Origin of the sequence: Yokenella regensburgei ATCC 49455, assembly GCF_000735455.1 — a bacterium.
In the GTDB taxonomy this organism is placed as follows: Bacteria; Pseudomonadota; Gammaproteobacteria; order Enterobacterales; family Enterobacteriaceae; genus Yokenella; species Yokenella regensburgei.
The window spans coordinates 1-17,395 of the sequence record NZ_JMPS01000018.1 but is presented as its reverse complement, the minus strand read 5'-3'; the positions used below and the strand labels follow the sequence as shown (position 1 = coordinate 17,395).

General features: G+C 55.9%; 22 protein-coding genes. 20 read left to right on the top strand and 2 right to left on the bottom strand.

The window, feature by feature from the left end; genetic code table 11:
- The first annotated feature begins 3 nt into the window (after positions 1-3).
- From GYRE_RS04350 to GYRE_RS04335, 4 genes are all read left to right on the top strand, one after another.
- Positions 4-924 (top strand): DNA cytosine methyltransferase, encoded by a 921-nt coding sequence (locus tag GYRE_RS04350; protein WP_072009043.1) that lies wholly within the window; start codon positions 4-6, stop codon positions 922-924.
- The gene (locus GYRE_RS04345) at positions 917-3,556 is read left to right on the top strand and encodes a replication endonuclease (RefSeq protein WP_038253372.1); all 2,640 of its coding nucleotides are present in this window, start codon (positions 917-919) and stop codon (positions 3,554-3,556) included. Before GYRE_RS04350 ends, GYRE_RS04345 begins: the two co-directional genes overlap by 8 nt.
- 2 nt (positions 3,557-3,558) lie before the next feature.
- The gene (locus GYRE_RS24810) at positions 3,559-3,978 is read left to right on the top strand and encodes a DUF7415 domain-containing protein (RefSeq protein WP_038253369.1); all 420 of its coding nucleotides are present in this window, start codon (positions 3,559-3,561) and stop codon (positions 3,976-3,978) included.
- A 75-nt stretch (positions 3,979-4,053) separates the two neighbouring features.
- Positions 4,054-4,749: a DNA adenine methylase gene (locus tag GYRE_RS04335; RefSeq protein WP_038253367.1), complete on the top strand. Its 696-nt coding sequence runs from the start codon at positions 4,054-4,056 to the stop codon at positions 4,747-4,749.
- A gap of 395 nt (positions 4,750-5,144) precedes the next feature.
- Here GYRE_RS04335 and GYRE_RS04325 read toward each other — a convergent pair whose 3' ends face one another.
- Together GYRE_RS04325 and GYRE_RS04320 are read right to left on the bottom strand one after the other, a co-directional pair.
- Positions 5,145-6,197: a phage portal protein gene (locus tag GYRE_RS04325; protein ID WP_000043651.1), complete on the bottom strand. Its 1,053-nt coding sequence runs from the start codon at positions 6,195-6,197 to the stop codon at positions 5,145-5,147.
- Positions 6,198-6,199: 2 nt separating this feature from the next.
- A complete protein-coding gene (locus GYRE_RS04320) occupies positions 6,200-7,921 on the bottom strand; it encodes a terminase large subunit domain-containing protein (RefSeq protein WP_008500365.1) in 1,722 nt (573 codons plus the stop codon).
- A gap of 160 nt (positions 7,922-8,081) precedes the next feature.
- On the opposite strand from GYRE_RS04320, the gene GYRE_RS04315 reads away from it, so the two are divergent.
- The 16 genes from GYRE_RS04315 to GYRE_RS04240 form a co-directional block, all read left to right on the top strand.
- Entirely contained in the window at positions 8,082-8,915 is an 834-nt protein-coding gene (locus GYRE_RS04315; RefSeq protein WP_038253359.1) for a GPO family capsid scaffolding protein, read from the top strand.
- Positions 8,916-8,938: 23 nt separating this feature from the next.
- A complete protein-coding gene (locus GYRE_RS04310; protein WP_038253355.1) occupies positions 8,939-9,988 on the top strand; it encodes a phage major capsid protein, P2 family in 1,050 nt (349 codons plus the stop codon).
- A gap of 46 nt (positions 9,989-10,034) precedes the next feature.
- Complete coding sequence (gene gpM / locus GYRE_RS04305) at positions 10,035-10,898, top strand: phage terminase small subunit (RefSeq protein WP_038253352.1); 864 nt, start codon at positions 10,035-10,037, stop codon at positions 10,896-10,898.
- A gap of 103 nt (positions 10,899-11,001) precedes the next feature.
- A complete protein-coding gene (locus GYRE_RS04300; protein WP_038253350.1) occupies positions 11,002-11,499 on the top strand; it encodes a head completion/stabilization protein in 498 nt (165 codons plus the stop codon).
- Positions 11,499-11,699, top strand: coding sequence for a tail protein X (locus GYRE_RS04295; protein ID WP_000864915.1), 201 nt, complete (start codon positions 11,499-11,501; stop codon positions 11,697-11,699). The genes GYRE_RS04300 and GYRE_RS04295 overlap by 1 nt, the downstream gene beginning before the upstream one ends.
- Positions 11,690-11,971, top strand: a complete 282-nt coding sequence (locus tag GYRE_RS04290) for a hypothetical protein (protein WP_000420349.1) — start codon at positions 11,690-11,692, stop codon at positions 11,969-11,971. The genes GYRE_RS04295 and GYRE_RS04290 overlap by 10 nt, the downstream gene beginning before the upstream one ends.
- Positions 11,968-12,519, top strand: a complete 552-nt coding sequence (locus GYRE_RS04285; RefSeq protein ID WP_038253339.1) for a lysozyme — start codon at positions 11,968-11,970, stop codon at positions 12,517-12,519. Before GYRE_RS04290 ends, GYRE_RS04285 begins: the two co-directional genes overlap by 4 nt.
- The gene (locus GYRE_RS24210; protein ID WP_038253336.1) at positions 12,516-12,911 is read left to right on the top strand and encodes a hypothetical protein; all 396 of its coding nucleotides are present in this window, start codon (positions 12,516-12,518) and stop codon (positions 12,909-12,911) included. The genes GYRE_RS04285 and GYRE_RS24210 overlap by 4 nt, the downstream gene beginning before the upstream one ends.
- Positions 12,796-13,056: an Rz1-like lysis system protein LysC gene (gene lysC / locus GYRE_RS25270; protein WP_001446295.1), complete on the top strand. Its 261-nt coding sequence runs from the start codon at positions 12,796-12,798 to the stop codon at positions 13,054-13,056. The genes GYRE_RS24210 and lysC overlap by 116 nt, the downstream gene beginning before the upstream one ends.
- A complete protein-coding gene (locus GYRE_RS04270; RefSeq protein WP_038253331.1) occupies positions 13,053-13,502 on the top strand; it encodes a phage tail protein in 450 nt (149 codons plus the stop codon). Before lysC ends, GYRE_RS04270 begins: the two co-directional genes overlap by 4 nt.
- A complete protein-coding gene (locus tag GYRE_RS04265) occupies positions 13,499-14,140 on the top strand; it encodes a phage virion morphogenesis protein (protein WP_038253328.1) in 642 nt (213 codons plus the stop codon). Before GYRE_RS04270 ends, GYRE_RS04265 begins: the two co-directional genes overlap by 4 nt.
- Complete coding sequence (locus tag GYRE_RS04260) at positions 14,140-14,724, top strand: phage baseplate assembly protein V (protein WP_038253325.1); 585 nt, start codon at positions 14,140-14,142, stop codon at positions 14,722-14,724. Before GYRE_RS04265 ends, GYRE_RS04260 begins: the two co-directional genes overlap by 1 nt.
- Positions 14,721-15,089 (top strand): GPW/gp25 family protein, encoded by a 369-nt coding sequence (locus GYRE_RS04255; RefSeq protein ID WP_038253322.1) that lies wholly within the window; start codon positions 14,721-14,723, stop codon positions 15,087-15,089. Before GYRE_RS04260 ends, GYRE_RS04255 begins: the two co-directional genes overlap by 4 nt.
- Complete coding sequence (locus GYRE_RS04250; protein ID WP_038253319.1) at positions 15,076-15,972, top strand: baseplate assembly protein; 897 nt, start codon at positions 15,076-15,078, stop codon at positions 15,970-15,972. The genes GYRE_RS04255 and GYRE_RS04250 overlap by 14 nt, the downstream gene beginning before the upstream one ends.
- Complete coding sequence (locus GYRE_RS04245; protein WP_038253316.1) at positions 15,965-16,579, top strand: phage tail protein I; 615 nt, start codon at positions 15,965-15,967, stop codon at positions 16,577-16,579. Before GYRE_RS04250 ends, GYRE_RS04245 begins: the two co-directional genes overlap by 8 nt.
- Positions 16,569-17,395, top strand: an 827-nt coding sequence (locus GYRE_RS04240; RefSeq protein ID WP_248782256.1) for a phage tail protein, incomplete at its 3' end; no start/stop codon positions are given. The genes GYRE_RS04245 and GYRE_RS04240, both read left to right, overlap by 11 nt.

Sequence of the window (17,395 nt, the reverse complement as noted above, 5' to 3'; positions counted from 1 at the left end):
GCGATGACGGCTTATTACAACGAAATCGACCCTCACGCAGCGCAGCATCTGCGCAACTTAATCGACGCCGGGCATATAGCGCCTGGTGTTGTTGATACACGCTCAATTGAGGATGTAACCCCGAATGATCTCAAAGGTTTCAGACAATGCCATTTCTTCGCCGGAATTGGCGGATGGTCACTCGCATTGCGTCGCGCAGGCTGGCCCGATGATCGTCCAGTATGGACAGCGTCATGCCCTTGCCAACCTTTCAGCGCGGCAGGCAAAGGACTTGGGTTTGCTGACGAGCGGCACTTATGGCCCTCCACACATTGGCTTATCGGCCAGCGCCGCCCTGTCGTGGTATTTGGCGAACAGTCTTCAAGTAAAGATGCTGAAGACTGGATCGACCTTGTACAAACTGACATGGAAAGTTTGGGATATGCCTTCGGGGCGTCGGCGTTTCCGTCTGCGGGCGTCGGTGCGCCGCACATCCGGGAGCGCACTTACTGGCTGGCCGGCACCAACAGCGAGCAATACGAAGAACGCTTATCAGGATGCCGAGAAGGTGATCGCCAGGAAGCTTGCTGGGCGCCAATCGAACTTACAGGACTTTGCTTGTCTTGCGGGCTGGCCCACCCCGGCGGCGAGGGATGGAAAGGGCGGTTATCAGGGGGGCAGACTGAGGAATGGGAAACTGTCAACGGACACGCTGGATGTGGTAGCACAGATAGCAGGCCCGGCGCGGTTAACGGCTTCTGGGGAGCTTCTGACTGGCTGTTTTGCAGAGATGGAAAGTGGAGGCCAGTTAAACCCGGCCTTAAGCCTCTGGTTAATGGGGTTCCCGCCAGAGTGGGAAGATTGCGCACCTACGGAAACGCCATCAACATCGAAGCGGCGGCGGCATTCATAAGTGCTTATATGGCGACGGTGAGTTATGTCTGATCTCGCCGCGTTAGCATGGGAATGGAATACCAAACGGCAGGCCATCAACCCCCATAAAACCGAAAGTTCAGCCATTGAGTATCTGACACCGAAAGGCGAGCGCAGGGCGCTCGCTTATGGCGATCTGGTTGATACGGTCTATCGCACACCATTGCGCCCTCGCGAGGGCGGTGCGCGTGAGGCATTTGATCGCAATGGCCGAGCTAACTACCTCCGCCGCCGGGTGCAAACGCTCCCGGCGTTTATCCGTAAGCGCTTCTCGCAGCACCTTGAAAACCTCGAACGCAGCAAGCCAAAAGACATCGTGCGCTGGCTGTTCGGTACGTTTGAGCGGCATGTTTTACGCCGTGTTGATGCGGTTAACGCGCAGTATCTCCCACAAAGTACGCTCCCGGCGCTACTTCTTCCGCTGCGTGATGAATTTCATCTGTTGCCGTGGGCGGACAAAAAACGCCTGAAAAGACTGGCGTATAAGCTTGCGAATCTGATGAAAAGCGAGTTTATGCGCGAGTTTGATTTTCAGTATGAGCAAACATCCGATCTCGAGTTTTCGTCGATTTACGCGTACGGGGCTATAGCGAGCAAAGCGGCGACGCTCAATATCGCCATCCCCGGATGGGCGCGTTATTGCGATGAAGAACTGGACGCCGACGAGGCGCTACGTGCCGCTGGCAGACTTCATTCCGAAAAATGGTGGCTTAACAAAATCCGCCGCATCCATGACTGCTGGCGCGAACATCTTATGATCGCGACCGGCTATGTCAGCAAAGTGGCTTCACCCTATTGCTCTGATCCCTGTTTCAGGGAATGGGTGGCGCAAAAAAAAGCGAACTTCGAATTCCTTCAGGCGATGGAGCTGGAAGACCAGGACACCGGCGAGCGCAGCTCATTACTGGATAAGGTGATGGGAAGCGTATCCAACCCGAAGATCGCGCGGCATGAGCTGATGGTGCGCATGCGCGGGTTTGAGGATATGGCGAATGAAATGGGGCTGGTTGGCATGTTCTACACGCTGACAGCGCCGTCGCGTTACCACTCAACGCATGTTGAATCAGGCAGGCGAAACGATAAGTACCAGCACGCCAGCCCGCGTCAGACGCAAAAATACCTTTGCAAAGTCTGGGCGCGCGTCAGAGCCAAATGGAGTCGAGAAGGTATTCGCACGTTTGGTTTTCGTGTTGCCGAGCCTCACCACGATGGAACCCCTCACTGGCACCTGTTGCTCTTCCTCCGACCTGAAGAAGTGGAATATGCAACAGCCATTTTCCGCAAGCATGCCATGAGAGAAAACGGGCAGGAGCCAGGGGCACAGGAGCACCGCTTTACCGTTAAGCCAATCGACGAGCAATTTGGATCGGCGACGGGCTACATCGCCAAATACATCTCCAAAAATATCGACGGCTACGGAATGGATGGGGAGCTTGATCTTGAGTCAGGCCAGCCCGTCAGGGAAATGGCAAAGCGCGTGCGCGCCTGGGCTTCACGCTGGAATATCCGCCAGTTTCAGCAGATTGGCGGCGCGCCGGTGACAACCTGGCGGGAGCTGCGCCGGTTAGGTAACCGTGAGCTGGTATTGCATCCGGAGCTGGAAGCGGCACGCGCCGCAGCCGATGCACCAGACTGGCCGGGATATACCAATGCTCAGGGCGGGCCATTTGTCGCGCGCGATTGTCTGCGCGTTCGCCTTAACTATGAATTCACCGAAAACGGCAACGATTATGGTGACACGGTCGCCAAAATTACTGGCGTTTATTGCCCTTATGCGGGCAGCGAATCAGTCATTTTCACCCGCACCACCGATTACAAGATTGTGCCGAAGCGTAAGCCGTCGCCGGTCGAGATTTTGACCTTAGAAGGCCGCGCAGCGGCCCCTCGGAGTTCTGTCAATAACTGTACGGGGCGCTCCGGAACGGACGAAAAACCACCGTTAAAAGTGGCGGTGCCAGCTGGTACCACACCGTCAAAACCGACGATGCATGCCGGTATTGATCACCCGGACAGTCAGATGACAGAACTTCCGCTGAATATCGAAGATTTGCGCCGATATTCACGCCAGCAGCGGCAGGAAATCACCAGCAGACTGAAAAACTTTGGCCGTGAAAGCTCAGATCATGCCTTCGAGCGAACCGCGCGCGGCCTGCGCACGTCTGTTGATGATGAAACTGCGTTGGCGTGGGGGCCAAAAGTGGTCGCTGCGAAAGATATGAGCCTGACACCGGAAGAGGCGGAACAGCGTTGGCGCGAACAGCTGCGGGCTGAAGCCGAGCGGCGCGCGAATAACTACGCCGCAGCTGTTGAGGAATACCAGAAGAAAAAAGCCGGGGCCGCACTGCAACAAGCGCAACAAAAAGAAGCATCACAGATAAACAGCATCCCCGAAGAGCTGATCAGCAATATCGGCGCGCAGCTGCGTAGCTGTCGGATATTCGTCAGTGATGACGTTGTTCGGTCAATAGCCGCCGGTGCCAGCATTCGCCACGGCGGAGGGATGCTGGCGGCTGACGGTGGCCGGTTACGTGAAGTAAGGGCGTGGCGCGCAGGTGAGAAAGATAAATCAACTTCTGAATATGTGGCGGTGTGTGACCTGGTCACGCGCTGGAAGAAGGCAGTTAAACGGAAAAATGAGAGGTAAAAATGAAGCACTCAGACACCAGAAAAACGAAGACAGCAAACAGGGCACAGAGAAGGAAAAACAAGAGCAAGGGCAGAGCGAAAGCCATCGTTTACAAGTCTAGGCAGGTAGGAATGACTTATTTTCAAGGCATTAAAGGGAAGAGGCCAGCGCTTGAGCTGCCAGTCATCCCGGCGGGGCGTGAAAAAATCTTCGGCTTCGACTGGCTGGACTGGAATGAGCTATCAGCGCTCGGTCTTATTGTCCGCATTAACGCTGAAATCCTTCATCCACTTGGATTGGCAATTTTCCGCGATCCGGCTTCCGGCATCTCCGCGGGCGCCATGATTGCGCCAGATGGAAAATGGGAGTATGCGCCCGAAATTATCGAAGGGCTGCGGGTAAGGCTCTCTGCTCCTCCAGTGAAGCATGGTCGCTTTTGACTGTGCTGGCCATTCTATCGAGCGCCGTCATTTTTGGCGGTGCTGCAGGTTTGTTTTTTTGAAAGTGAGGAAGCTATGAGCTATCTGGGAAGTAAGGCGGCGAGTGGGGTTTATCAAAAGATTATTGCTGAAATGCCTCCGCATGATACCTACATTGAAACGCACCTGGGCAGTGGTGCGGTAATGTTTTACAAGCCACTCGCAGCCAGGACGATTGGAATTGATGTTGATGAAAGTGCTTTTAAGTTAACCCGAAATCGCTGGTCAGAGATGGGGGAAACTCCGCCTCTGTTGCACCTGTATCACGGTGATGCTGTAGGGTTTCTGGAAAGAGAAGACTTTACTCGACATGGCCGCGTGCTGGTCTATTCCGATCCTCCCTATCTGCCAGAAACGCGCACCAGTCGCGCCCGGTACCGTCATGAATATACCGTTGCCGATCATGAGCGTCTGTTAGCCTGCCTGATGAGTCTGCCGGAGAACGTCAGCGTTATCCTTTCTGGCTATCCGTCGCAGCTTTATGACGAAATGTTAGTGGGCTGGCGCAGCAAAGAGTTTCAGGCGATGACGCGCGGCGGGGTGAGGACGGAGAAAATCTGGATGAACTACCAGGAGGGGCGCGCTTATTCGCATACTTTTGCAGGTAAAAATTACAATGATCGCTATCGAATCAAACGAAAAGCGCAGCGCTGGAAGGAAAAATTTGCAGCGTTACCGCCTGCTGAGCGCCTGGCGATCATGGTGGCGCTCGGCGAGGTTGATCAGGGGTAAAAATGGGGGCCGCGCGGATGCAAAAAGATGCACAAATTTGCACAATTTTTGAAACAACGTTTTTCCCATGCCGCCCCAGCGCTGGCGGGGCCTGGGCGGCCTGCACAAAGTGCACAAAAAGAGGTCGGTTTAGCGCGCAGGCGAGGCGGGGGAGCAAGCGCGCGCAAAGGGGGGGGGCAGGCAGGGGGTCATATCCTCCGCCATTCGCCGCCTGTCGGGCGCTCATGTTGATGGTTGAGCGAAGCGGCAGCGCGAGAGAAGTCGCGCCAGAAGCCCGCTGGCTGCGTCTGGTAGGGGGTGTGGTTTATTTGTGTTTCGCGAGTGTCCGATATGGCCGGAAATGATGGTGCTGCGGGTGGTACCGCACCGCCAGAAATGACGATGCGGCCAGGAGATCACTTCGTGGGTTCAAGCAATGCGTAAGGGTTGAAGCGAATCACCTCCTCACCCAGCCAGTCGTTAACATGCTTCATGGCCTCCATGCAGGGTGTCAGCTCGTTGACGGCGAACACGCGAGCCGCTTTCTCAATATCACCGAATGAACCGTTCCCTTCCGGAATGGCTCCCATCAGTTGCGGCGGCACCCGGTGCGCTGCCAGCATGTCATCGCGGGTGGAAGACTTCACCCCCACAAACTCATCCTTAGCCGATATTTGGCTGAATGGCAGTATTTGCACGGAGTCTTTGCCGCCGTTAGGTGCGTGCAGAAGGATGTTCTTAAACGCCCCGCCGCGGCGGGTATCCGTCAGCGTCTTTTTGAGCTTATCAAGGCTCTCCTGGTCGGCCATCGCGCTGTTAACGTAGACGATGCAGCCAGCGTGCGAGCCGTTGTCGTAGTAGAGCTTTCTGAACTTGTCAGCAGAATGGGCCAGGTTTGCAGACAGCAGGCCAGCGAAATACTCAGGCATGCCGTATATTTCCTGGTGAATATCCGGGCTGAGAACGTGACATACCGAACCCGTTGAAAACATGTGATCCTGTAGCCCGGCCTGAATAAACCAGTAAGTGTCCAGGTCAGAACCACGGCGTGTGTATTTCGCCAGCGAGTGACGAAAGCCAAAGGAACCACCAAGCCGGTTTTTTCGCATCTCAAGATAGCCATTCCCGAAGACAAACCAGTCCAGTGCGAAGGCGGAGAACACCTGGCGGGAAAGAAGTTTGTGCGGGATAAAGCATCCGGCAAGGACATTGCGCTTGAAATAAAGCGCCGACTGGTGCCAGCTCGCATAGCCAAACTGACGGGCGAGGCCATACCAGTCAATAGGGGTTTCGTAGTATCGCCCGTTGTCTGCGCAATACATGTTATCAAGCAGGTCGCTGGCACCACTCACCGGCCATGGGCCGTCGAAGGTGAATGAGTTCAGCTCCGGTGACGCTTTCAGTGAGGCGGCGAGATCTGCCTGCTCCCTGGCATACTTCCTGCCGCGTGTGGGTCTTTGTTTGCTCAAGGTTAATACTCCGTAACTGTCATACTGCTGCCGCCTTCTTGTCCCAGCGGTTCGTTAATGGTGGCAAGCATCGTCGCCCATGCGAGATCGCCATGACTGACGCCGCGAGAGCGGTCCGTGTCGTAAGTGACAACGCCTCCAGGGGTAACGATCTTGCGGACAGAGTTGAATGCACCAACCAGGTCAAGCTCACCACGATCAAACTCCCAGCGCCCGCCACGAATCAGCTGTTGCATCTTCAGCACGAGCATTCGCTTGCTGGACGGTGAGAACTGGTAACAAACCGCTGCCGGGAAATGCTTTTTAACCAGCTGATAAACCGCTTCACCAATACCGGTGCCATCGATCCCAATGTGCTGCACGTTGTACCGGGTGAGCATGCCGATAATGAGATTGGCCTGCTCTTCGAACTCCATCCCTCGTATGCGTAGTGTCTCAATCGTGCGGAACTTGCCGCCGGGCACCATCGGCACAGCGTTAACGGATATGGCTCCACTGTCCCCCTTGCCGCTGGCGCCGTTCGGGTCATAGCCAATCCAGACGGGACGATCAGCCATGGGGCGGGCCGCATATGGCCGCCAGTCGGGCCAGTCGTCATAACCATCAGCGCCGCATGCCAGTAGCCTGTTATAGTCAAAGGCGCTTTCACCGCTTTTGATGAACTGGCATCCGTACAGGTTGTCGTATTCCTCCGGGCTGTTCTCTTCCCGGATTTCGTCGATATCAGTCAGATCCCATCCATGGTCGATAGCATCCTGCAACGTGACAATCTGCCTCCAGATCTTGTCCGGGCACATCAGGCCGCTGTTAAGCGTTTTCCAGGATGTATCAAACTCAATGCGCTTGCCATGGCTGCGACCTTTGTTAAATGCTTCACCTGTCCAGAATGGATAAGCCTCATGGCTTTCGGCTGAAGGGGTGGAGAAATAGGTACGCGTTAGGCCTTTTAGCGTTGCCATGGCGCCCGCGACTTTTTTCAGGTTGGCAAACTGGCCTACCCAAAAGAATTCGTCGAAATACAGGTTGCCCGTGTATGACTGAGCGGTAGCCGCTGACGTGCCAAGAAAATGCAGCTCGGCGCCGTTGAACAGCTGGATCATGTCGCCGCCCTTAAGCTCTACATCTACTTCTTCAGCGGCCGAGCGAATGAAACTTCGAAACTGGTACGCCTGGCGGCGGCTTGCCGATAAAAAGATTTGGTTGCGCTGATGCTTATATTTCACATCCTCAGACAGGGCGCGCACCAGAGCTTCACGTGCGAAATACCACGTCGCGCCAACCTGACGGCTTTTCAGGATCATGCGGTTGCGCCAGTGGTGATTGTCATACCACCCTTTCTGGTGCCAGTGCAGAGAGCCGAGAATGTTCTCCCGCAGCGCGGCAATCTGCGACTCTGAGAAATAGTTTTGCTTTTTGCGGATCTTTTTCTTCGGCTGGGTGGCTGCTGTGCCGTTATCCAGCTTTTTCAGCTGACGGGTGAGCAGGTCAATCTCTTTGAAATCACCGCCGGTCTTTTTGTCTTTGCCAGTGAGCTGAATTAGCCTGGCATCAATGGATGTTGTCACGCGCTGGATCGGCGGTGTGGCGTCCCATTCATCTCGCTTTTTCCATGAGTAAACCGTGTTCTGGTTGATCCCCATCAGGCGTGCGATCTCTGCTGGCGGGTAGCCCTGCCAGTAAAGCTGTCGTGCACGCTGCATGATGAATGCTTCTTCAATCGCCATTAATCCTCCTCGCTTCCTGCCGGGGAGATTAACCCGCGCGCGCGTACCCTTGCGCTCGCTTTAGGTTGTAGTGCTCCGCTCACAACAACAACGCGTTGAGAGGGGATGCGTCCCCCTGCCATCATCTCCGGGAACTCAGAAAACAAGCGAGTAAACGAACATGGCAGGCACAGCAAAACCACGTAAGAAGTTTCGCGTGGCCGTCTCCGGAAATACCGTTGACGGGCGCGAAATTCAACCGCAGCACCTTCGCGATGCGGCAGCAAATTACAACCCTGAGGTGTATGGCGCGCGGGTCAACATTGAGCACTACCTCTCTATGTTCCCGAATAGCGATTTTGGCGCGATGGGGGATGTGGTAGCCCTCAGCACCGAAGACATCACCGAAGGTGCACTGGCGGGGCGTACCGCGCTTTATGCCGAAATCGAACCATCCGAGCGCATGGTGCAGATGACCGACAAAGGGCAAAAAGTCTATTCCAGTATTGAGCTGCATCCGCAGTTTGCCCTCAACGGCAAAGCCTATGTTGTCGGGCTGGCAATGACCGATACCCCGGCGAGCCTGGGTACTGAGCGTCTTAAATTTGCCTCACAGCAGCGTGCATCGGTGATGGCCTTCAATAACCAGCAGGGTGAGGCGCCGATGTTCACCGAAGCGCTTGAAGCAGAGGTGATCGAGCTGACCGCCCAGCGCAGCGATGAAGGTGCTAAGTGGTTTAATCGCGTGATGAGCATTATTGGCAAAAGTCAGAAAACGGACGATCAGCGCTTCAGTCAGATGCATCAGGTCGTTGAGGCCGTGGCGCAATCTCAATCCGAGCAAATTGATCGCTTCAGTGTCGCAGAGCAGGAGCGCCAGGAGGATAAGGCCGCTATCCAGAAGCTGACCACTGAGCTTGCGGAGCTGCGCCAGAAGCTGGTGAGCACTGAAGCTTCCTTCAGTCAGCGACCACCTGCGAACGGCGGCGCCAACGCGCAGCTGGCTGATTACTGATATCCACTACGAGAGCAGAGAACATGGAAAACAATACCCGCCAGCTGTTTGATCAGTACGTTGCACAACAGGCGCGCTTAAACGGCGTATCGACTGCGGCAGTCGCTGCGAAATTTGCGGTAGACCCTGCGCGTCAGCAGCGCATGGAGCAGGCCGCAAAGGAGAGTGATTCTTTCCTGAGCAAAATTAACGTGTTTGGTGTTAATCAGCAGATTGGTCAGAAAGTGCTGATTGGCAGCAAAGGCCCGATGGCTGGCGTTAACAACAGCACCACCAACCGTCGTAATCCAGGGGCTAACCATTCAATGGAGCCGTTTGATTATATGTGCCGCAAGGTCAACTACGACTACGGGATCAGCTATGAACAGCTTGATACCTGGGCGCATATGCCGGAATTCCAGCCCCTGATCAGCAAGGCGATGGCTCGCCAGATGTCACTTGACCGCATCATGATCGGTTTCAACGGCACCAAATACAGCGATCCATCAGACCGCGCGGCTAACCCGCTGTTACAGGATTGTGGTATTGGCTGGCTGGAGAAAATCCGTACCGAAGCCTCACACCGCGTGATTTCCGGCGTCACGATCACCTCCCGTGATGAAGATAACAAGGTTATTGCGAAAGGGACTTACGGCAACCTGGGCGCGGCGGTGTATGACGCCAAAAACAGCCTGATGGATGAGTGGCACAAACGTAATCCTGACAACGTGGTGATCCTGGCGGGCGACCTGTTGACCACCGGCAACTTCCCGGCGATTAACGCCATGAGCCAGACCAACCCGAACACCGAAATGCTGGCCGGTCAGCTGATTGTCGCGCAAGAACGTGTCGGCAATATGCCGACCTTTATCGCGCCGTACTTCCCGGTCAATGGCGTACTGATCACGCCATTTAAAAACCTGTCCGTGTACTACCAGCGCGGTGGAATGCGCAGGACGATCAAGGAAGAGCCGGAATACAACCGTATTGCGACCTATCAGTCATCGAATGATGACTTTGTGATCGAGGACTACGGCAACGTCGCATTCATTGACGGCATTGCCTTTGCCGAGGCGCCGGAAGGCGGCGCATAACCGCACACTGACGGGCTTAGGCCCGCCGTTCATCGGGGAAGAAACAATGCTGACACCGGCACAACGACATTTTCAACGCGTCATGGCTGAGCGCCATGGCAAGGCAGATCATCTGTCAGAAACGGCGCGTACTGCACACGAGCAAATTCTGCACCGCATGCGTATGGATATGAGTGCGCTGAAGAAAATTCAGGGCGAACAGGCAAAAGCCGCGCTTAAACGCCAGCTGCTACCCAATTATGAGGGGTGGATTGAAGGAACGCTGGAGGGAGACAGCGGGCGACAGGATGAAGTGATCACACGCCTGATGATTTGGGCGATTGATATTCGGGATTATCCGCTGGCCGTGCGCATCGGGCGGTATGTCATCGCGCACAATCTGGCAATGCCAGACCGGTTTAACCGCACGGCAGCGACAGCGCTGGTCGATGAGATTTGCGATCCCATTCTGGTGCAGGTCAAGGCGGATGACAGCACTGATGTTAAGCCATATCAGGCGGTGCTCGATGAGGTCCAGGAGATCACTGAAAACAGCGATATGCCAGACGTCGTCCGGGCCAAGCTGTATAAAGCCCGCGCTTTTGCATTGTGCAACGGCACTGCGGATGAACAGGCGACTGCGCTGGAGCTGTTGCGCCGCGCGCTGAATCTCGACTCCGGCGCCGGGGTGAAAAAGCTGATCGATAAGCTTGCCAGGCAGGTAAAAAAAGCCTCTGCGGAGAATGCATCAGGCAGTGAGGGTGCAGACCAGAGCGGGGGCGAAGAGGGCAATAATCAGGCTGCAGCAACGCCGGAAGTGACGGTGCCAGCTGCCAAAAAGCCAGCCGCCAAAAACAACCCTGGCAGCACAACACGTAAAACGGCGGCCCGCAAAACAACGACGAAAAAGCCCACCGCCGATAAAAAATAACCGACTTGCGCCCCGTGCGCTGGCGGCGCGGGCGGAGATCTGCAACGCATCGCGTTAGCTTTTCTCCGTCCGCTCACCGCCAACCTTTTCTGGAGACTACACGATGAGCCTTGTGGCCCCTCGCACAGTTACCCCCTCTGCGGAGGATGTGCCGGACGTGGATGACGGCGGAGAGAAAGTCACCGCCGGGGAGTTCTGGCCCGAGATAGTGCTGAGCAACGTCCGTAAGGAGATGCGGATCACCGGTGCGGTTACCACTTCGCGTTTAAAGCAGGTGGTCATCGAAGCCGTAGCCCACACAGCTGACCAGCTGAAGCAATGGCAGGCTGAACAGATCGGGGCCGGATATGCCAGTTTAGCCGCTGTACCGGCCATGGTGATTAACGACGAGAGCGTAAAGGTATATCGCTGGCGCCGCGCAGTTTACAGCATCTCGCGGGCCCTGCTGATCGAGACTTTCCGCGATGTTGACACCACGGGCGACGCGGGCGAAAAGCGCGCCGCCGCGCTCGCAACCCAGGCGAATGATCACTGGCGTGATGCGCGCTGGGCTATCTCGGATATTCAGGGCGTGGTCCGTAACTCTGCGGAGGCGTTCTGATGAAAGTGAAGGCATTGCAGGGCGATACAGTGGATTTGTTGTGTCAGCGTCACTACGGCATCACCCAGGGCGTGACCGAGATCGTACTGGCTGCGAATCATGCGCTGGCCGGTCAGATCTTCCTTGATGCAGGGCAGGAAGTTGAACTGCCTGACGTCGACACCTCTGCGACAAAGGAGACTGTTCAATTATGGAGCTGATAAACCGCCTCTGGAACTGGACGGTGTACCTCTGGTCGATGCTGCTGACGGGCGTCGGCATGATGACGCAGAAGGACTGGCTGGCTTTCATTGCTGCGCTCACCGGGATCGTGGTTGCCGTGCTGGGTGAGCTTCATCGCCGCCGGATGTCCCGCATCCATGAAACCAATAATGTTCTGCTGAATGAATTGATCGATGCGATTCGGGACGATACCGAGAACCGGCAGGACGTGAAGGAGTTAATCCGGACTATCAGGGAGTCACCGCGATGAAAAGAGGAATTATTGCCTGTTCTGTTGCGGCGATTGTTTCTCTCGCAGCGGCACTCTGGCCGCAGACGCTGCGCACAAGTCCTGAAGCGCAGCTGAAGATGGCGAAATACGAGGATTGCCGAAAGACGCCGTATTACTGCCCGGCAGGTGTGCTGACCGTTGGCATGGGGTCGACCAGCAACGTGCAGAACCGCGAATACGCCGAGCGCGAGATCGCCGAGCGATGGGTGAATGACCTGTTTCGTGCTGAGAAATGCGTAAACCGCGAGTTTAATGGCACAGCTGCACCACAACGGGTTTTCGAAGCGCTGACTGACGGCGCATTTAACGTCGGTTGTGGTGGTCTTGGCTGGTACACCAACAAAAAGGGCCAGAAGGTCAGAACAACAATCTGGCGCAATGCGCAGGATGGCAACTGGCAGGGCGTTTGCGAGCGACTCACAGACTTTGTCAACTCCGGCGGAAATCGTCTGCCGGGGCTGGTAAAGCGCCGGGAAGAGTTTCGGGACTGGTGCCTCTCAGAGCCTGAGCTGAAGGGGGCGAAATGAAAGCGCTGGGTGTATTTACCGTTTTTATTTCCCTTCTGCTGGTCATCGCAGGCGTCAGGCTGACGCTGGAGAGCAGTAAGCGAGAGGCCGCAGAGACGGCACTTGGAGAAGCCAGCCAGAAGCTTAAGCAAACCGGTGATGTGCTGGCCGAGATCAGGGCGTTACGTAACGACGTGAACGAAGTGGCCGCTGGTCTGAAAACACTGGCTCAGAAGCGTAGCGATACAGGGGAAAAGCGCCGTGAAAATATCAAAACTGAGCTGGCCGGTGATAAATGTGCCGCTGTGCCTGTGCCTGACCGTGTGGCTGACAGCCTGTACCAGCGAGCCGCCGAAGTCAGCGCCGGTGATTATTCAGGAACCTTTACCGGAAAGCCTGACGGCAAAAACTGAAACGCCAGCACCGCCAAAACCAATGACATACGGGAGCCTCGCTCCGTGGTCCGATGCGCTGCTGGATGCGCTGGACACATGCAACGCCGATAAGGCGGGTATCAGAGAGCTGGAACTGCGGCGAATCGCCAGGGGGATAAAGTGAAAAAAGCAGAGTTGATGCGTGAAGCCCTGATAGCCGGTAACACCTGGTGTAAGGCCAACCCGGAGCAAATTACCGTCTGGGTGGAAAAAGGCAATATCGGGATTGAAGCGACCGGCGAACCGTCTTTCATGTACCTCTACACCATCAATATTCTCGCCGTGGAATTCCCCGGGGCGGTTGATGATCTGATGCTGCCGATCATGGCCTGGGCCTGGCAATATCAGCCTGATTTACTGCTGAATCCTGACAATAACCGCAAGGTGGAGTTTGACGCTGACATTATCAGCGACGACCTGGCCGATCTTCTGTTCAAGGTGCCGGTCTGGGAGCGCGTCATGGTGGAAACCTTTGACGGGAAGCCCGTCGCGAAGCACCTGAGCGAAGACCGCCCGCGCATCAATGGCGGAGAGTGGGAAGTGGTATTTGGCGGAGGAGAGCTGGCATGACCGATGATGCCGCGCTGTTTCATCAACTCGATCAGGTTTTTGCAGACATCCTGTCCGCAATGGCGCCAGCACGCCGGTTGCGTACAGCGCGCGGAATAGCGACTGCCCTACGTCGAAGTCAGAGCCAGCGCATCGGTAAGCAGACTGCTCCGGATGGTACGAAATACCCGAAGCGCCGCCGTCGCGTACTGAAGTCACGCGCTGAGATCGGCTTTATCTGGGAAGGGGAAGAGCGCCATCTGCGCAACTGGCGGGCAACCCGTGGAAGTCGCGGGCGTATGCTGACCGGATTTGATGAAGGGAAAGGTGCCGTGCGTTCGTTCTATCGTGCGGATATTGAGCGTTACCTTGAACTCAACGCCAGCGAGACGCGCCGCGATACCACGAAAAGCGATCCTATGTTTCGTCGACTGCGCACAGCTCGTTTTCTGAAAGCAAGCGCCACTTCTGAGGGGGCTGTAGTTGGTTTTTCTGGTGCAGTTGCCCGTATTGCCCGCGTTCACCAGTACGGACTTCGGGACCGGGTAAACGACAGTGGCGCGATGGCAAGCTATCCGCGCCGTGAGTTGCTCGGCCTGAGCAAGGCGGACCGCATGGCTATTGCCCGGCAGGTCATAGATTCTCTGGGGGTGAGCTGATGGATCTGGCTGAAGTCATTCGCCTGCTGGAAAACATCGTTCGCACCGGTACGGTGACGGAGATTGACGAGGAAAAGTGGCGGGTAAGGGTAAAAAGCGGAGAGCTGGATTCCACCTGGCTGCGCTGGAATGCACAGCGTGCAGGCGCTTTCAGCTTCTGGGTGCCGCCGTCTGTTGGCGAGCAGGTATGGTTCCTGTGCCTTGGGGGTAACACTACCGCTGCGATCATCGGGGGAAGTCTTTACAGCAACGACAATCCGGCGCCAGGCATATCGGCAAAAGAAATGATCGTGACCGCACCGGATGGCGCGAAGTTTCGCTATGACGCAGAAGCAGGGGCTTTGCAGGTCAGCGGTATTAAATCAGCAACGATTGAGGCGTCGGTTAAGGTCTTACTGGAAACGCCACTGGTCGAGTGTACCGAGATGCTGAAAACCAAAAATTTCACCGTTACGGAAGGCGGCAAAATGCAGGGGGACTTTACGCACACTGGCGGTGCGTTCATCTCAAACGGTGTCCAGGTTGATGATCATGGTCATGGTGCCGTGCAGCGTGGCGGAAGCTGGACGGAGGGCACGCGATGACGGTGCGTTATACCGGGATGAATCCTGATGGCACGGGAACGCTTACGGACGCCGCCCACGTGTGGCAGTCAGCCAGTGACATTCTTAACACCCCGATCGGCTCGCGGGTCATGCGCCGTGGCTACGGCTCTCTCGTTCCTGATCTGATTGATGGTCCGCAAAACGACGTTACACGCATGCAGCTGATGAGCGCGGTGGTTATTGCGCTGGCGACATGGGAACCGCGGATCATGCTGAGCATCGTGGATGTGCGTTATTCGCAGTCCGGAGCAGTGGAGGCGGGATTGTCAGGGACGCTGACGGAATCTATGGAACAGCAGACGACAACCTTAACACTCAGGAAAAGCAGCAATGGCAACAGTTGATTTGGCGCAGCTACCGCCGCCGCAGATTATTGAGGCGCTGGATTTTGAAGTGATTCTGGCGGATGTCAAAGCCGTCATGATCGCGGCTTTCCCTGATGAACAACAGGCTTCTGTTGCCGCTGCGTTAAAACTTGAGTCTGAACCCCTGACCATACTGGCGCAGGTGATTGCCTACCGGGAATTAATGCTGCGCCAGCGAATCAATGAGGGGGCTGCGGCCTGCATGTTGAGCCATTCCGTCTCCACCGATCTTGATAACCTTGCGGGTAACCTGAACACCGAACGCCTGGTTCGTATTCCGGCTACCGAAACCACCGATGCAGAGATGGAAAGCGATACCGCACTGCGTCTGCGCGCGCAATCCGCTTTTGAAGGGTTGAGCGTTGCTGGCCCTACCGGTGCATACGAATATTTTGCGAAGAGTGCCAGCGGAAAAGTTGCAGATGCCAGGGCAACCAGCCCCTCACCCGCTGTTGTCGTCGTGTCCATTCTGTCTACCGAAGGGGATGGCACGGCGAGCGACGAGCTGATCGCAACGGTAAACGATACGCTCTCAGCGGATGATAAGCGGCCTGTCGCCGACCGGCTAACCGTCCAGTCAGCGGAGATTGTGAATTATGAAATTGACGCTCTGCTTTATCTCTATCCGGGGCCGGAATCTGAGCCGATCCTGAGTGCGGCAGATGATGCACTGCGGGCATGGCTGGCAGAGCAGGGAAAAATCGGTCGCGATGTTGCGCGTTCGGCCATTATGGCCGCTCTGCATGTGCAGGGGGTGCAGCGTGTAGTCTTGCTGAACCCTCCGGAAGATATCGTGATCGATGATACCCAGGCGGCACGGTGTATTTCGCACACCATCAACGTAGGGGGAACGGATGAGTAACAGCCTCCTGCCGCCTTCAGCCAGCACCTTCATGCGGAATGCGGAGAAACCGACGGCGCGGATCAGCGGTATTCCTGTCGACCTTCGAAAGCTCTGGAATCCGGATGAATGCCCCGTGGAGTTTTTACCCTATCTTGCCTGGGCGTTGTCTGTTGATCGCTGGGATAAGCGCTGGTCTGAACAGACCAAGAGGCAGGTAATCAAAGCCTCCTGGCTTGTCCATCGTCACAAAGGCACGATTTCAGCGCTGAGGCGCGTTGTTGAACCTTTCGGCTATTTGCTGAGGGTGATTGAGTGGTGGCAGAACGGCGAGGAGCCAGGCACTTTCCGGCTTGAAATCGGCATTCAGGATGAGGGGATCACCGAGGAAACTTATCGGGAGCTTGAGCGCCTGATCGACGATGCAAAACCCAGAAGCCGTCACCTCACCGGCCTTTCACTTTCGCTTCAGTCTCAGGGTTATATCGAGATAGGGGCGGGGTGTTACGTGGGAGATACGCTGACGGTATATCCCTATTTTCCTGAAACCATCGCTGTGGGTGGCAATGACTACACCGGCGCAGCAATCCATTTAATTGATACCGTGGAGATCGCAAGTGGCGACTAAATATCTTGCCCTGTTGACCAATATCGGGGCGGCAAAACTGGCAAAAGCCACGGCGTTGGGTACGAAAGTTGAGATTACCCAGTTGGCCGTTGGTGATGGCAATGGTGTACTGCCTACACCGAATCCGGCACAGACTGCCCTCGTACATGAGTTACGCCGAGCCCCTCTGAATATGCTGACGGTGGACCCGGCGAACGCTAGCCAGATCATTGCGGAACAGGTCATACCGGAAGACGTCGGCGGGTGGTGGATTCGTGAGATCGGCCTTTTCGATAAAGATGGCGATATGGTGGCGATTGCCAATTGCGCTGAAACCTATAAGCCTCAGTTGCAGGAGGGGAGCGGGCGCGTTCAGGTTATTCGTGTGATCCTGATTGTCAGCAGCACCGAAGCCGTTACGTTGAAGATTGATCCAGCTGTTGTACTGGCAACACGCCAGTATGTTGACAGCCAGTTGCGCGCGCATGAGCAGTCACGTAATCACCCGGATGCGTCAACGACAGAGAAAGGGTTTGTGCAGCTCAGCAGCAGTGTGACCAGTGACAGCGAATCGCAGGCGGCAACATCGAAGGCCGTTAAAATTGCGATGGATAACGGGAGCGCACGGCTGGCAAAAGATCGCAACCTGTCGGACTTACCCAATACCGCATTAGCACGGCAGAATTTAGAGCTGGGTGACAGCTCGACGCGAAATGTTGGAACAACTGCCGGAACGGTAGCCTCGGGGGATGATGCTCGAATTACCGGGGCGATGCAGAAAAGCCAAAACGGCGGGGATATTCCTGACGTGGCGAAGTTTCTCCAAAACCTTGGTTT